Here is a 14,865-nt window from a genome sequence, read left to right on the forward strand (position 1 = left end):
TCTTTTTTTATTGAACACCTGAAATGAACTCGATCTCGATAATGGTTTGATTGTATTGGTTGAGGATGTCCAGGTAATTAAACCGGACTGTCAATGCCCGGTTAAGCCCCTGAATATATTCCACATAGCCAATTTCACCGCTTTCAAAACCCCTTTGGGCTTGTTTGAGAATAAGCTCTGCCTGAGGCAGGGCGTTTTGCTCATAATAATCCAGACTGGTTTGAAACTTTTGGTACTGCTGAAAGAGCGACCTGAATCTGCCTTGCAGTTCATTGGTTATAGCTTGCAGCCTTGCCTCACTTTCCTGTTTTCTGAGTTCAGCAGCTTTGATGACCGAGCCTTGTGCCTTTGCTCCAAAAAGGGGAATGGCTATAGCCACCTGAAAACCTGTGAAGCGGTCGCTGGAAGAGAAAGTGACCGGATTGCCATCCAGATCTTGATTCGGCCCATTGAGCGACTGGTTGAAATAACCCACCGTAAGGTCGGGTAGCAGCCTTGACTTTTCCACCGACTTTTCCCTTTCGGCTACTTCTATTTGTTGCCGGAACCATGCCAGGGTAGGGTTGTTGGCAATACTTGTGGTATCAAGAAGGACAGTGCTTTCCCGTACTTCGAGCTTGCCAACCGTGATGTCCACCGGGCTTTCCACATTGAGCAGGGTTTGTAACTGCGTCTGGTAAATCTCGATATCTGACAAGTTTTGCTGTAACATGGCTTTGATCTCAGCTACCTGCGATTCGGCTGTTGCTTTTTCAAGCAGGTTGCTTTCCCCGGTTTCATAGCGAAGGTTGGCAGCCCGCACAAAGCGTTGGTAAATACTGTCCTGCTCCAGCAATAACTGCCTTTTGCTTTTCTCCAGCCAGAGGATGTACCAGGTAGCCTTTACCTGCTGCACCAGTTCGTTTTGCGTAGCGTTTTTCCGCCATTCGCTTGCTTCCATCCTCGCTTTGGCCAGCTTGTTTTGATTGGCATAAACCGTAGGGAATTCGATGGATTGAGAGATATTGAACTGGTTGTCATTGTCGTAAATGCTGTTGTACTGCCCATGTGTAAGGCTGAAATTGGTTTTGGACAAATTCCAGCTGGCACCTTTTAATGCTCGTTCCTGTTGGGTTTGCAGGTCTGCTGCCTTCAGGGTCGGATTGTTTTGAATCGCTACTTGTATCGCCTCATCCAGTGACTGAAAGGAAGCAGGTGATTCCTGTGCCTTTACTTCTTGAAACTGGAAGAAAAAGAGACCGATAATCAACAAAGGTGCTACTGCTCCGGGTTTTACTTTAATCCCTCTTTCAAAATAATAGTAAAGGATAGGCAATACAACCAGTGTCAGGAAAGTAGCAGTGATCAACCCGCCAATCACCACAGTGGCCAGCGGACGCTGAACTTCTGCGCCACCGGACTGGGAAAGCGCCATTGGCAGAAAGCCCATGGAAGCCACGGCAGCCGTCATGATTACCGGGCGCAGACGTACACTTGTCCCTTTGTAAATCCGCTCGAAAATATCGGAGATGCCCTCTTTTTTCAGGTGATTGAACTCGCTGATGAGCACTATCCCATTCAACACCGCTACCCCAAACAAAGCGATGAAACCAACGCCTGCCGAAATACTGAAAGGCATATCCCTGAGCCATAAAGCGAAGATGCCACCTATAGCAGAAAGTGGGATGGCTGTAAAAATGAGGATGCCCTGCTTAATGGAACCGAAGGTGAAATAGAGCAATACAAAAATCAATAGAAGGGCCAACGGTACAGCAAAGGAGAGTCGTTCACGGGCTTCCACGAGGTTTTCAAACTGGCCACCGTAAGAAACGGTGTAGCCAGGAGCAAATACCACCGATTCATCAATTTTCTGCTGAAGCTCGGTTACTATGCTTTCTACATCCCGGTTACGTACATTGAAAGCTACAATGATCCGTCTGCGGGTGTCGTCTCGCTGGATTTGGTAAGGGCCTTCCTGGATTTCCACTTCGGCCACCTGGTAGAGCGGTATTTGGTGCCCATCTTTGCGGGCGATGTAAAGGTTCCGAACGGACTCTACATCCTCCCTGTTGGTCTTATCCAATCTGACCACCAGGTCAAAACGCTTTTCATTTTCATATACCAGTCCGGCTGAAGCCCCGGCAAAGGCTGCCTGTACCGAACGGTTTACATCCCGGATGCTCAGGCCGTACTTGGCCAGTTGATCCCGTTTGTAATTAATGACAATTTGCGGAACACCAGTTACCTCTTCTATGTACAAATCCTCAGCTCCTTCCACACCAGAAGCCAGCCGTCCTATCTGTTCGGCATACTCCGAAAGCTCATTGAGATCCTCTCCGTATATCTTAACCGCCACATCCTGGCGAACCCCTGTCATGAGTTCGTTAAAACGCATCTGGATGGGTTGTTGAAATCCGAAAGTAACTCCCGGAATGACCTCCAGAGCTTCGGCCATTTTGTTGGCCAGGTCTTCCCTGTTAGAGGCCGAGACCCATTCATCTTTGTTTTCCAGGATCACCATCATGTCAGCAGCTTCTACTGGCATGGGATCAGTTGGGATTTCTCCTGCACCAATTTTAGATACTACCTGCTTTACTTCCGGGAACTGTTCGAGTAGAATTTTTTCCGCCTGGGTAGTAGCTGCAACCGTATTTTGTAAGGAACTTCCTGTAATCACCCGGGTTTCTACCGCAAAGTCGCCTTCCTCAAGTGTTGGAATAAATTCCCCTCCCATATTGGAAAAAACCCAAAGGGAGGTGCCAAATAATCCAAGTGCAATGGCTAACATCAATGGCCGTTTTTGCATCGCCCAACGAATTGTCGGGTCGTACAGTTTATGAAAGAAAGCCATGATCTTGTCTGAAATATTGGGTTTGTATTCCGTCTTTTTACTTAGTACAAGAGCGGACATCATGGGTACATAGGTAAGCGAAAGGATAAAAGCACCCAGTATAGCAAAGCTTACAGTCTGTGCCATAGGGCCAAACATTTTGCCTTCTATCCCTACTAAAGCAAGGATGGGCAGGTACACGATGAGAATAATGATCTCCCCGAATGCGGCTGAGTTCCTTATTTTGCTTGCAGATTGATAAACCTCCTGGTCCATTTCCTGCTGGGTAAGTTTTCTTCCAAGTTTCAGTAAACCCAGGTGATGGAGGGTAGCCTCCACAATGATCACCGCTCCGTCCACAATCAACCCAAAATCAATAGCTCCCAGGCTCATGAGGTTACCCGAAACACCAAAGAGGTTCATCATGCCAAAGGCGAAGATGAGCGCAAGGGGAATTACAGAGGCTACGATCAGGCCAGCCCGAAGATTTCCCAGCAACAGTAAGAGGACAAAGATTACGATCAGCGCGCCTTCTGCCAGGTTTTTGGAAACTGTGCCAATGGCGGTATCGACTAGTTTGGTGCGGTCCAGAAAGGGTTCGATGGTCACGCCTTCAGGTAAAGTTTTGCGGATTTCGGCAATCCGGCTTTTTACATTTTCAATGACTTCCGCTGAATTTTCTCCCTTTAGCATCATCACAATGGCACTCACCACTTCGCCCTCACCATTGCGGGTAGTGGCGCCATACCGTACTGCATTCCCAAGCTGTACCTTTGCCACATCTTTTATGAGGACAGGAATTCCATCCTGATTATTTTTGATGAGCATGTTACGGATGTCATCCATGTCGCTTACCAGACCTTCACTTCGGATGAAATAGGCACTGAGGTTTTTCTCGATATAAGCCCCTCCGGTATTCTCGTTGTTTTCTTCCAGTGCCTGAAAAATATCGGCTATAGAAACGTTCATGGCCTTGAGCCTGTCCGGGTCTATGGCAATTTCATATTGCTTGAGATAGCCTCCAAAGCTGCTTACATCCGCCACCCCTGGAGTACCGAGCAACTGCCTTCGCACAATCCAGTCCTGGATCGTCCGTAACTCACGGGCGTCATATTGATCTTCATAGCCCGGTTCGGTACCTACCACATATTGATAAATTTCCCCCAATCCGGTAGTAATGGGGGCCATACCCGGCTGACCCACTCCCGGTGGGATTTGGGCTTGCACATCGGCCAGGCGTTCGTTTACCTGCTGACGAGCCCAATACACATCCACATCTTCTTTGAACACGATGGTCACCACAGACAGCCCAAAACGGGAGAATGAACGGATCTCGTCCAGTTCTGGGATGGTGGCCATGGTGATTTCGATGGGGAATGTGATTAAACGTTCTACCTCCTCAGCAGCCAGCGAGGGGGAGGTGGTGATGACCTGTACCTGGTTATTGGTAATATCCGGTACGGCATCAATGGGAAGCTTCGTCAGTGAATAGCCCCCCCAAATGATCAGGCCTAGCGTAAGCAGGCCAATGATCAGTTTGTTCTTGACTGAAAATTGAATGATTTTATCCAGCATTTATTTTGCATTTTATATCCTGATTTAATGAATTGATTGGGGCGAAGATGCCCATCAGAGGAATGCCGGACGGCAATAGAAAAACTACACTTTACTTCATTACGCAGTGCAACGAAGTAAAAGTCATTTAAATGTGTCCGGTAAATCAGGCCTTGGGAGGCTGGAAAGGGGATTCTGAGTACTCAGAACAAAGAGAAAAACTATAGCGTGTTGCTCTTATTTCTGTTGTAATGTGAATGGGAGTCATTTCTGTATACCCCCATAGTTGAGCTATGTAAGTGTATCCGTGACAGCACTGGTGCTGGCCATGAAAGGGCAGGTTTTCGTCATGCTCATCGTCATGGTGATGGTCTTGCGAATTCTGCCCATCACCATAATGAAGGTCTAAAAATGAAATAAATGATATTCCATCATGCTCAGCGTATTCTTCGTAGTGTTCAAATAAATTAGGCAGCTTAGACAGCTCGCAGCATATATCCAAATTTGGCCCCATTGCCTGCACCAGGAACAGAAAACTAAACGATATGGATAAGATGGAATTCATTTGTCCGTAAATATACGCAAAATTAAGGTGCAATGGTATTGCAAAGTCGGCAAGTACCCTTGGGAGATTTCTAAATAGTTCAACTTTTCATCTTCCTTTTCAGCAATTGCGCATTAATGGCCACTATGATCGTACTCAGGCTCATGAATACTGCGCCTATAGCAGGACTAATCACCAGGCCGGGGATAAACCCTGTGGCCAAAGGCAATGCAATTGCGTTGTAGCCGGTAGCCCAAGCGAGGTTCTGGATCATTTTGTTGTAAGTGGCCCTGCCAAACAGTACCAGGTTGGCAATGTCTTTTGGGTTGCTGTTAACCAATATGATATCGGCTGTTTCGGCTGCCACATCGGTACCTGAACCTACAGCAATACCCACATTGGCTTGTGCCAGTGCAGGGGCATCATTTACCCCATCACCCGTCATAGCCACAAAGTGGCCTTCTTTCTGAAGTTTCTTGATGATGTCTACTTTTTGGTGTGGAAGCACTTCGCTATAGTAGCCATCCAGCCCAAGTTTGTCGCTTACTGCTTTGGCCGTTTTCTCATTGTCACCGGTAGCCATGTATAGTTTCATGCCTTTTTCCCGAAGCGTTTCGATGGCCTTAGGGCTTTCTTCCCTGATTTGATCGGACAAGGCTATGAAGCCAATCAACTTTTCTTCCAAAAGCACAAAAACTATGGTTTCTGCGGCATCAGATCCTGCCTGTTCAGGGATGTTTATGTTGTTTTCTTTCAGGTAGCCAGGGCTGACTACTTTCCAATTTTTTCCCTCGATCTTGCCCTGAATGCCCTTGGCCGTCAGCGATTCAAAATTTTCAACCTTTTTCAATGTCAGACCTGCCTCTTTCGCTGCTTTCACAATGCCTTGTGCAATTGGGTGCTCCGATTGCTGCTCCAGCGAAGCGGCAAAGGACAGCAGTTCATTTTTGTTCATATCATCAGAAAGGCTCTCATATCGTGAAACCCCAAACTTCCCTTCGGTCAGAGTCCCGGTCTTGTCAAATACCATTGCAGTAATTTTCCGGGCATTTTCAAAAGCGGTACGGTTACGGATTAGCAAGCCTTTGCTTGCGGAAACAGCTGTGGAAATTGCTACGACCAATGGAATGGCCAAACCCAATGCGTGTGGACAGGAAATAACCATGACGGTCACCATTCGTTCAAGGGCAAAATCAAGTGGTTTACCCAAGCTGATCCAGGTCACCAGCGTAGCTGTACCGGCACCAATGGCGATGAACGTGAGCCATCTGGCGGCAATGTTGGCCAGATTTTGGGTTTTGGATTTGGCTTTCTGAGCCTCTTCCACCAAAGTGATCACTTTGTTTAGGTAGCTTTCTTTCCCGGTTTTGGACACTTTCACCTTGATGGATTGGCTGCCATTTACCGATCCGCCAATGACCTGGTCTCCTTTGGATTTTTTCACAGGTCTACTCTCACCGGTGAGCATGCTTTCGTCCAGATGGCTTTCGCCCTCCACTACTGTGCCGTCCGCAGGTATTTTCTCATTGGCTTTTATCAGGATGATGTCTTCTTTTTTTAGTTCATCTACTTTGATGTCCTTGATATCGTCACCCTGTACCAAATGCGCTTCGGAAGGCATCATCTGTACTAATAATTCGAGAGCCTTCGATGCTCCCATTACCGATTTCATCTCGATCCAATGCCCTAGCAGCATGATGACAATCAGAGTAGCCAACTCCCAGAAGAAGTCCATTCCCTCCAAACCAAAAACCACTGCCGAGCTGTACACGTAAGCCACGGTAATGGCCACTGCGATCAGGGTCATCATACCCGGGTTTTTGTCTTTTAGCTCGTCCCAAAGTCCTTTAAGAAAAGGCCAGCCCCCATAAAAGAAGACAATAGTGGAAAGCCCAAAAAGGACGTACTGATCACCAAAAAAGGTCAGCTCAAATCCCAGTAATTGCTGGATCATGTGAGATAATGCCAGGATCGGTACCGTGAGCACCAGAGAAATCCAAAAACGCTTCTTGAAATCATCGATCATCATGGCATGATGGTCGTGGTGTCCATGCTGATGGTCTGATTTGTTGACGGTTTGATCATCTGATGATTGGCTCTTTTGGTGGTCATCATCGTGGTGATGGTGCTTGTGATGTTCGTGATTATGCTTTTCCATGAGTAAAAATTTTAGTGGTTAATCTGTTTTAAATGGAAGGGAAACACTTAGCTTTTCCCAAGACATGCGGATAGCGCCCGAACCCTCTCTTTTGTCTTCAATGGTATAAGTAAGCCGTTCTGATAGCGGCATTTCTGTTTCAGGTGTTACCTCGATCCTGATAATATCCTCTGCCTGATCGTAATCATCAGCAAGGTGCTGCTCCCAGTTTTTGTTTAGGATCAACGTCCAGCGTTCCTGTCCGGGGATAGTAAAGAATGCATATTTCCCTTTGGGTATGGTCGTACCTTCTATCTCGATTGCTTTGGAAAATTCTATGCTGGTGGCACTGTGGGCACCCGCAACCCAAACTTCGTCAAAAGGTACCAGGCCGCCCCAAATGACCCTACTTCGAACCGCAGGTGAGTGGTAGTACACAGAAACGTGGGCATCACCCACATTGCCATGCGCTTCCTGAGGGATGCTCTTTTTCGAGTTGTCCGATTGCTCAGTAGGTGCTTTTTCCGGCTGATGGTGTTCGTGACCACCATTTTCACCTTTTTTGTTTTGGCAGGATACGATCAGCAATCCCAGTGCAAGTGTGTAAATCAGTTTGTTCATCATTTATTCTTTTTAAGTTTTGAAGTGGTTTTTAAGAAAGTTTTAGAGGATACTGCGTAAAGTGTAAAGCCTGATAGCACTGTAAATAGGCCAAAGACTGAAAATGCCCTGAGCAGCCAATTGTTAAAGTTGTCCCGCCCGGCATAATCCATGGTGTGAAACATCCAGAGAAAATCGAACCAACGCCAACTGTTGTGCCTTACCCGCTCAAAGCGGCCATTGGAGGCATCAATGTACGCTACCAGTTTTTCGGGATGATCAAAGTGGACAGCCCAGGCTGGTAGCGGCCTGCCACGGTATTCATGATGGTTGTCGGTTTCAGTAATCCATTCTGTTTTCAGGATTTCCAGGTTTTTTACAAGATGGTTCTGTGCGATTTCGACCGCCTCCGTTTCGGTTATGCCCTTTTTGATTTGTCCGGTCTGGGCATTGTAGAGCAGACTATCGTTGACCCAATAATGCGGTTGGTGATTGATGTAGCGAAGCTCAAGGGATGAAATACCAATCGTTGAATCCAATTGTGCCGGACTGATCAGGTTCCGGGGTGAATGGGTCGTGACATGCTCATGGTGGAACTGGTCTCCATGGATTTCGTCAATATCCGTCCAACTGAAATAGAGGCCGCTGACCGTCCACCCAATAAACTGAATGCCTATAAAAATCCCCAGATACCGGTGTGTTTTTCGGATGTAGTAGTTTCTGTTTCGTTTCATTTTTGGGTAGATTTATCTGCTCGACTTAAGAACCATTTTTCACCTGCGAAAACTAGTAGCATCACAGATGCAGAAACAATAAGAACCAAAAGGTCAGATGATGCCTTGATCCATAAGAAAGCTGCCAATACGATGAAATCCAACACCATCGCTGTGAGTACAATTGTTCCATTGGCTTTCACCTCTTTCCTCAAATACTTATATACACCCCAATGAATAATGATGTCCATCACCAAATAAAAAATGGCTCCTATGGAAGCAATTCTGGACAGATCAAAGAAAATAGTCAGGATGATAGCGATAAACACCACATACACCAACATGTGCTTCTGTATTCGGCCTGACATGCCCAAATGACTATGTGGAATAAGTTCCATATCTGTAAGCATAGCCGTCATACGAGAGACTGCAAAAATGCTGGCAATCACTCCCGAAATAGTAGCTATTATGGCAATAGCAACGGTAAAATGAAGACCAAAATCTCCAAAAGCAGGTCTGGCAGCTTCAGCAAGGGAGTAATCTTTGGCTTGAATAATTTCAGAGATTGTAAGGCTTGAGTTTACAGCGAAAGCAACCAGAAAATACACCACTGTGCATATCAACAAAGAAATAATAATAGACAGGCCAACATTTTTTTGAGGTTCTGTAATTTCGCCACCACTATTAGTTATTGTAGTGAATCCTTTGTAGGCCAAAATGGAAAGTGCTAAAGCCCCAATATAACTGGTTGCTGAATAATCAGTGTTTTCGATGGCTTTTGGTATCAACCCTTCCAGAGAAAAACCCACTGCCCAGAGAGCTCCTATGGCAAAAATCAGAATTCCGATAATTTTGATAAATGACATGAACTGTGATGACTTTCCTATCAGCTTGTTGCCAGATATGTTAATCAAAAAAGCGCTAACCAAAAGAGCAACACCCAATATGGGAATCCAAAGTTCCTTGTTTTCAACTTCGAACAGTTGTAGGGTATAAGAGCCAAAAGTTCTGGCAACCAGGCTTTCGTTGATTACCATGGATAGTGCCATTAATAATGATGCAGAAGCTGTTATGGTTGATTTACCATAAGCTTTTTTCAAAATCATGGCTATCCCCCCAGCCGAAGGATACGTATTAGAAACTTTGATGTAGGAGTAAGCACTAAATGCTGAAATGAGAGCTCCCAAAACGAAAATGTAAGGAAACCAGGTCCCTGACAGTTCAGCCACCTGGCCCAATAATGCAAAGATTCCTGCACCGATCATTACACCAGTGCCTAAAGCAATTGATCCTAATAAACTTAAACTTCCTTTTTTATAACTTTCTTCCATAACTTCCTAATTAAAACATGACAGATAATCCGCCCCCTGCTCCGAAGCGGTTGTCATAGCTTGTCATCAGTGAAAAATTCTTAGAAAGCATGTATTGTGCACCGGCACTCCATACAATTTCTTCTTTGTAATTTTGGCCGGCCTCCAGACCGTTTACCAATCCTGCATCAATTTGATATTCGTAATAGCCAAAAATTGATAACTTCGGAAATATCATCAGCGATCGACCGATTCCAATTCTAGGCCGAAGCTCATTATCTATCCTTAGGTCAACATTGAACATATAAGGTGTAAACCACCGGATACCAGCCACGGCAATTGTCTTCATATCATCCAAACTATTCCTGGTGGTATTCTCAACATTAATACCTCCAAAAACCCTCAAATAATCGTACAGATAATACTCATAAGAAAATTCAGCTTCCAGGTTCTGATTCCATCCGTATTCCATTGATAAATTGAATTGATTGCGGATGTTTGAGGTGGTCAGATTTACGGTTGTATTATGTGAAGCAACATCTGCCATTCCCCAACTATAGAAGCGGTTGGTTTCGTGAATCAGTTTGGAAATTGGAAAGGGTTTCATTCTAGGGTCTTCCGGGGTATCATAGCTGACTACACGTGCCATTCCTCCCATCATGTGATAAAGAAGATGACAATGAAAGAACCAATCTCCATATTCGTTCCCGTAAAACTCAATTGTAACTTTCTGCATCGGGGGTACATTCACCGTATGCTTCAGGGGCGAGTAGTCCCCGTTTTCGTTGATGACACGGAAAAAATGGCCGTGTAAGTGCATAGGGTGGTGCATCATAGTCAGGTTATTGAGGGTGATTCGGGTAATTTGCCGCTCTTTGATTTTTATCTTGTCAGTTTCTGACAGTGGAATCCCATTCATGCTCCAGATGTAGCGGTTCATATTCCCAGTAAGATTGAGCAGGATTTCATTGACTGGAACATCCTTTTCGTAAACCGTTTTATTAGGTGATTTGAGGTAATTATAATTGTATTCTGAAAACATTTCCATGTTTTCCATCCCGGCCATGTCAGCCATAGGGTCACTTGACGAATCCATTTGGGAGCTTTTATCATTAGACATATTGATTCCGGAATGATCCATTTGGGAGCCCTCTTCCTTATTTCCTGTCATATTCATACCCGGCATGCCATTATCCTGTTTTTTGTCGCTTTTCATTTGCATTCCCCAGTTCTCCATCATTTTTTGGGGATCGTCCTTTTTGGGATTAAATTTTAGGGCAGGAGCCCCCATGCGCATGTCCATTTTTGCCATTTGCATCATCATCCCTATTTTATCAGGGCGGGGAACATCTTCGGCTGCTAAAACTTCTCCTTGGCCCAAAAAAGCAGAGGCTGTTCCCGAACCATCCTGAGCGGTGGCCCGAAATTCCATCTTTCCACTTTCCGGAATATTTACAATAAAATCGTAGGTCTCCGCAATGGCAATAAATGTTTTATTGCGCTTGACCGGCTCAACGTTTAGTCCATCAGCCGCAACTAAAGTGGGCTCCTCACCACCAAACGTCATCCAAAACGAGGTAGAAGCTGCCCCGTTAATAATTCTTAGCCTAACCTTTTCTCCCGGTTTGAAATTGGGATATTCCTGAATTTGTTCTCCATTTACTAAAAAGGCCGGGTAATAAATGTCGGCAATGTCAGCACTTTCCATTCTCTGCCTCCAGAAGTTTAACTGTGCTGCCAAAGCGCCTCTGGCAATAACCTGATTTAAGGGGGTAGCCGTACCTTTTCGCCAATTGTACCATTCAGTTCCTCGTTTCAAAAAACGGAGTACGTTCATGGGCTTTTCATTTGTCCAGTCAGATAGCATTATGACAAGTTCTTTATCGTAAGCCAGGGTTTCTTCTTTGGGATGGATGACAATAGAGCCAAAAACACCACTCTGCTCTTGCAGCATGGTATGTGAATGATACCAATAGGTACCGGCTTGTTTCAGGGGAAATTCGTACTTCTGTGTTTCCCCAGGCGCGATGGGCGGAGTGGTAAGGTAAGGAACCCCGTCATAAAAATTTGGCAACAACAAACCGTGCCAGTGAATGGAAGTTTCTTCATCCATCTCGTTTTTTACATATATTACGACATATTCACCTTCAGTAAAAGTAAGTGTGGGTCCCGGGACACTGCCATTAATGGCCATTCCCATTACTTCTTTGCCTGCCTTGTTCACTTCCAGCTCATTTATGGAGATGGCATATTCTCTTACAGGAAGGTTATCAGTGTTGCCTTCGACTGATTTTTCAGTGAGGTTTTGCGCATTAGTTAGCCCTGATAATAAAAAAGACAAGGCAAATGCGAAAATTGCTAAAATTATATTAGGGAATTTTTTCATTATCTGATGTTTAATGTTCATGCTCCAGTTCCAAAAAATTACCTTGCGGCCCTACACCTTCTATGTGTACCAATTGTGCTCCGTAATGTCCTGCCTGTGCCACAGCATAAGCAGCGCTCAATAACACAACTGCTACAATAGCCATTGCCCATCTTCTGGATTTGAAAATGAACAGGTTGACCCCTTGCAACAACACTCCAATAAACCCAAGATTGATCGTCCAGTCAGCCCAGAAGTCATGTTGTTCGAGCACGAGCTTGGCATGTTCGGTTAGTCCGTGAGTATGCGGATGGAAGTTTCTGCCAGCTAAGTAAGCAGCTACAAAACCTACCAGCACCAGGGCAAAGGCTGTCCACGCCAATTCCTTTTTGATGAAATAGATGTTGACAACCGCCAGAATGGCCCCCACAATCAGTAATACGATAGCGAAATGGACAATCAGTGGATGGATTGTGGGGAAATCTGCCAAATCAGCCGTGACCTTTTTTTCGTGGTGTGCATCTTTCTCATGCGCATCGTGGCTCACTGCCTCACTGGTATGTTCATGTTCACTTTGATCTGCCTCGCTGGTGGGGGTGGTCATCACAGTATCCGCTTGTTGGGCGGTGCTGTCTTGTTTGCTTTTGTGGCCGTCATGAGCCGATACGGTTGCCGTAGTGAATAGTAGCAATACGACTGCTTTTAGAATATTTTTCATTGTTAAATTATTTAGGTGATTAATGATTGGTCTGTGGTCTTCTTGCTGACGAATGAGTTTGCCATATTTTCCATTGACCGTTTTCTTTTTTCAAAATGCTGGTGGCAACTCCTTTTCGCTCAATAACTGATTTGTCATTGCTTAGCACAATTGTGTATATGTAGGTTTCAGTGGCAAAGGCAAATGGCAAAGCGACTTCAATGGCTACTTCATAGTCACTAAACTTGAAAGATTCGAAATGATGGAGCTCCGGGCCCAGGTGGTTGGCCAGATAGTCCTGATATCGGCCTTCAACTTTGCCTGATTCAATAACAATTGATTGCGATACAAATAAATTACCTGTGCCCGTTGTGTCGAGGCTTTCAATGGCCTGTTTGTATGATTCCAGGACTTGTTTTACCTTGTTAATTTCATCCGACTGTTGCGCTTGAGTCTTCACGGCCACTATGGCAGCAAGACCTAAAAAAAGCAGTTTCAATTTCATGGATTTTGGGTTAAAGGATTGTTTTTAGTTTTTCTTAAATGCGTTGTAATTAGCCTCTGATTCAAAGTAGGCAACTGCACCTTGTTGGTTAGTCACTACTATAAATGCTTCTGATTTATCTACAGGATTACCACTATAGGGGTCAATCGCGATCCTTGCGCTTTCCAGGTTGTTAAGCTTATCCACGCACATTTCACAGCAACCATAATAGGTTTTGCCATTGACCGGTACCGGGATTTGGGCTACACCCATATAGGCGTCATTGACCATACATACCAGGCTTGGTTCAACTGGTCGCTCAATTTCATCCTGGATATAGCTGACAGAAGGCTTTAGCTGCTGATGGTTAATCCAATACACCAATGCTGTGGCTGTCACTAATAATGCCGCAATGGTCAGGTAGACATACACCAGATTCCGGGTAGATGTCTTAGGGTTGTCCTTGTTGGTTTTCTTCTTCATGACTTTTCTGTTTGGTGCCTGATGGAAGAGTGGCGGCAGGATTGTATGCATGACAACCTACACAAGAGCCACTCTCCAACAGGGCTTTACTTTTTACTTATCTTCCTCTTTTTTCATTTCCTGTTCCAAGAAGAAACAGTGAGCAGCACACGCATGTAGTTTATAGTTTTTGTGTACCGTGCCTTTCTTGTGACCTTCCAGATCCAGGATTTCACATTTATCACCCATCGTTTTGGTACTCAAAATGAAAACTCCATCATTGTTGTAATAGCGGCCATCTTTTTTGGCTTTGCCCAGGGAATTTCCTTCAGCATCATACACTTTACCATTTTTGATAAAGCCCAGTTTTTGACCCTGATTGTTAAAGACTATGTCTTCTTTACTGATGTACCCGAGTTTGGTGCCCCGGTCATCCGATACCTCGCCTTTTCCATTGATATGTATAAGGCGTTGCTCTGTCTTGCTACTTGGCTGTGCCAAGACCCCCATGTGCTACCAGCAGCATTCCTCCAAGGAATACGATGCTGAAAATGATGTTCTTTTTCATTTCTCATTGATTTGTGCCTGGTGTAAGGATCGGGCTCAGCTTATCGTGAACCCAATCCCTTATGCCAGGACTTGTGTCAGTTAATTGTCTCTTTTACGCTTCCGCACTTCAGCATCTTGTCACCGAAGTAGGGGTTGCGGATATCCTTTTCATTGGAAAGCCAATAGCCTCCTGTGTTGCCGTTGGCCATGGGGCAGTATTCCAGATAGAGTTCTCCCATGCTGATATCAGCACCCTTCACCAAAGTGGCCATCTCATTGCTTAAGGCGGTGAAAGCCTTTCGCTGGTTTTCCAGTGAACCTGCCTGCGCAACTTTGGCCGCCTCTATATGGACTTTATCACTTCCTTTTACATTGTGAAGAGCTTTCACCAAAGATTCAGAAGCAGATTTTGCTTGCTGAAAATCAGAGGCCACCAAAGCATTCTTCAAATGAATGTAGTGCGTGTAGGAAGAACCCAATGCCTTGTCTTTAAACATTGGTTCCATCGTTTGACTGCTTGTTTGTGCACCATGCGCTGCATGGTCGTGTTGTGCGTTTGCTCCCCAGCTTACTAAAGCCAGGCATAGCATGATCATTGTTTTTTTCATTTTTCTATTTGTTTAAAGGTTAAATACTTGAAT

The 14,865-nt window shown here is 45.1% G+C and carries 12 protein-coding genes; all 12 read right to left on the bottom strand.

The features are described from left to right. Window positions 1–7: 7 nt before the first annotated feature. On the bottom strand, window positions 8–4,384 hold the full coding sequence (locus tag B3O12_RS00885) for a CusA/CzcA family heavy metal efflux RND transporter (RefSeq protein ID WP_286754960.1): 4,377 nt from the start codon (window positions 4,382–4,384) through the stop codon (window positions 8–10). Between the two features lie 145 nt (window positions 4,385–4,529). After that, window positions 4,530–4,928 carry a hypothetical protein gene (locus B3O12_RS00890; protein WP_286754961.1) on the bottom strand — a complete coding sequence of 133 codons (399 nt, stop codon included), beginning with the start codon at window positions 4,926–4,928 and terminating at the stop codon, window positions 4,530–4,532. Between the two features lie 79 nt (window positions 4,929–5,007). Next, window positions 5,008–7,065, bottom strand: coding sequence for a copper-translocating P-type ATPase (locus B3O12_RS00895; RefSeq protein ID WP_286754962.1), 2,058 nt, complete (start codon window positions 7,063–7,065; stop codon window positions 5,008–5,010). Between the two features lie 18 nt (window positions 7,066–7,083). Then, window positions 7,084–7,668, bottom strand: coding sequence for a DUF2911 domain-containing protein (locus tag B3O12_RS00900; protein WP_286754963.1), 585 nt, complete (start codon window positions 7,666–7,668; stop codon window positions 7,084–7,086). Continuing rightward, a complete protein-coding gene (locus B3O12_RS00905) occupies window positions 7,665–8,378 on the bottom strand; it encodes a PepSY domain-containing protein (protein WP_286754964.1) in 714 nt (237 codons plus the stop codon). Before B3O12_RS00905 ends, B3O12_RS00900 begins: the two co-directional genes overlap by 4 nt. Continuing rightward, a complete protein-coding gene (locus tag B3O12_RS00910) occupies window positions 8,375–9,688 on the bottom strand; it encodes an APC family permease (protein WP_286754965.1) in 1,314 nt (437 codons plus the stop codon). Before B3O12_RS00910 ends, B3O12_RS00905 begins: the two co-directional genes overlap by 4 nt. A gap of 10 nt (window positions 9,689–9,698) precedes the next feature. Next, on the bottom strand, window positions 9,699–12,053 hold the full coding sequence (locus B3O12_RS00915; protein WP_286754966.1) for a multicopper oxidase domain-containing protein: 2,355 nt from the start codon (window positions 12,051–12,053) through the stop codon (window positions 9,699–9,701). A gap of 10 nt (window positions 12,054–12,063) precedes the next feature. Beyond that, window positions 12,064–12,750 (bottom strand): hypothetical protein, encoded by a 687-nt coding sequence (locus B3O12_RS00920; RefSeq protein WP_286754967.1) that lies wholly within the window; start codon window positions 12,748–12,750, stop codon window positions 12,064–12,066. Between the two features lie 19 nt (window positions 12,751–12,769). Continuing rightward, complete coding sequence (locus tag B3O12_RS00925) at window positions 12,770–13,234, bottom strand: nuclear transport factor 2 family protein (protein ID WP_286754968.1); 465 nt, start codon at window positions 13,232–13,234, stop codon at window positions 12,770–12,772. A gap of 24 nt (window positions 13,235–13,258) precedes the next feature. Next, window positions 13,259–13,696 (bottom strand): hypothetical protein, encoded by a 438-nt coding sequence (locus B3O12_RS00930; RefSeq protein ID WP_084123564.1) that lies wholly within the window; start codon window positions 13,694–13,696, stop codon window positions 13,259–13,261. Between the two features lie 93 nt (window positions 13,697–13,789). Then, window positions 13,790–14,176 carry a 5-fold beta-flower protein gene (locus B3O12_RS00935; protein WP_157370187.1) on the bottom strand — a complete coding sequence of 129 codons (387 nt, stop codon included), beginning with the start codon at window positions 14,174–14,176 and terminating at the stop codon, window positions 13,790–13,792. 143 nt (window positions 14,177–14,319) lie between these two features. Beyond that, window positions 14,320–14,832 (bottom strand): DUF3347 domain-containing protein, encoded by a 513-nt coding sequence (locus tag B3O12_RS00940; RefSeq protein ID WP_084121523.1) that lies wholly within the window; start codon window positions 14,830–14,832, stop codon window positions 14,320–14,322. Window positions 14,833–14,865: the final 33 nt, after the last annotated feature.

The sequence above is a fragment of the Roseivirga sp. UBA838 genome (assembly GCF_002296035.1).
Lineage (GTDB): Bacteria > Bacteroidota > Bacteroidia > Cytophagales > Cyclobacteriaceae > Roseivirga > Roseivirga thermotolerans.

Excerpts from the sequence above, each read along its gene's own strand:
- B3O12_RS00885 (WP_286754960.1), bottom strand. The coding sequence starts at position 4,384 with ATGCTGGATAAAATCATTCAATTTTCAGTCAAGAACAAACTGATCATT.
- B3O12_RS00890 (WP_286754961.1), bottom strand. The coding sequence starts at position 4,928 with ATGAATTCCATCTTATCCATATCGTTTAGTTTTCTGTTCCTGGTGCAG.
- B3O12_RS00895 (WP_286754962.1), bottom strand. The coding sequence starts at position 7,065 with ATGGAAAAGCATAATCACGAACATCACAAGCACCATCACCACGATGAT.
- B3O12_RS00900 (WP_286754963.1), bottom strand. The coding sequence starts at position 7,668 with ATGATGAACAAACTGATTTACACACTTGCACTGGGATTGCTGATCGTA.
- B3O12_RS00905 (WP_286754964.1), bottom strand. The coding sequence starts at position 8,378 with ATGAAACGAAACAGAAACTACTACATCCGAAAAACACACCGGTATCTG.
- B3O12_RS00910 (WP_286754965.1), bottom strand. The coding sequence starts at position 9,688 with ATGGAAGAAAGTTATAAAAAAGGAAGTTTAAGTTTATTAGGATCAATT.
- B3O12_RS00915 (WP_286754966.1), bottom strand. The coding sequence starts at position 12,053 with ATGAAAAAATTCCCTAATATAATTTTAGCAATTTTCGCATTTGCCTTG.
- B3O12_RS00920 (WP_286754967.1), bottom strand. The coding sequence starts at position 12,750 with ATGAAAAATATTCTAAAAGCAGTCGTATTGCTACTATTCACTACGGCA.
- B3O12_RS00925 (WP_286754968.1), bottom strand. The coding sequence starts at position 13,234 with ATGAAATTGAAACTGCTTTTTTTAGGTCTTGCTGCCATAGTGGCCGTG.
- B3O12_RS00930 (WP_084123564.1), bottom strand. The coding sequence starts at position 13,696 with ATGAAGAAGAAAACCAACAAGGACAACCCTAAGACATCTACCCGGAAT.
- B3O12_RS00940 (WP_084121523.1), bottom strand. The coding sequence starts at position 14,832 with ATGAAAAAAACAATGATCATGCTATGCCTGGCTTTAGTAAGCTGGGGA.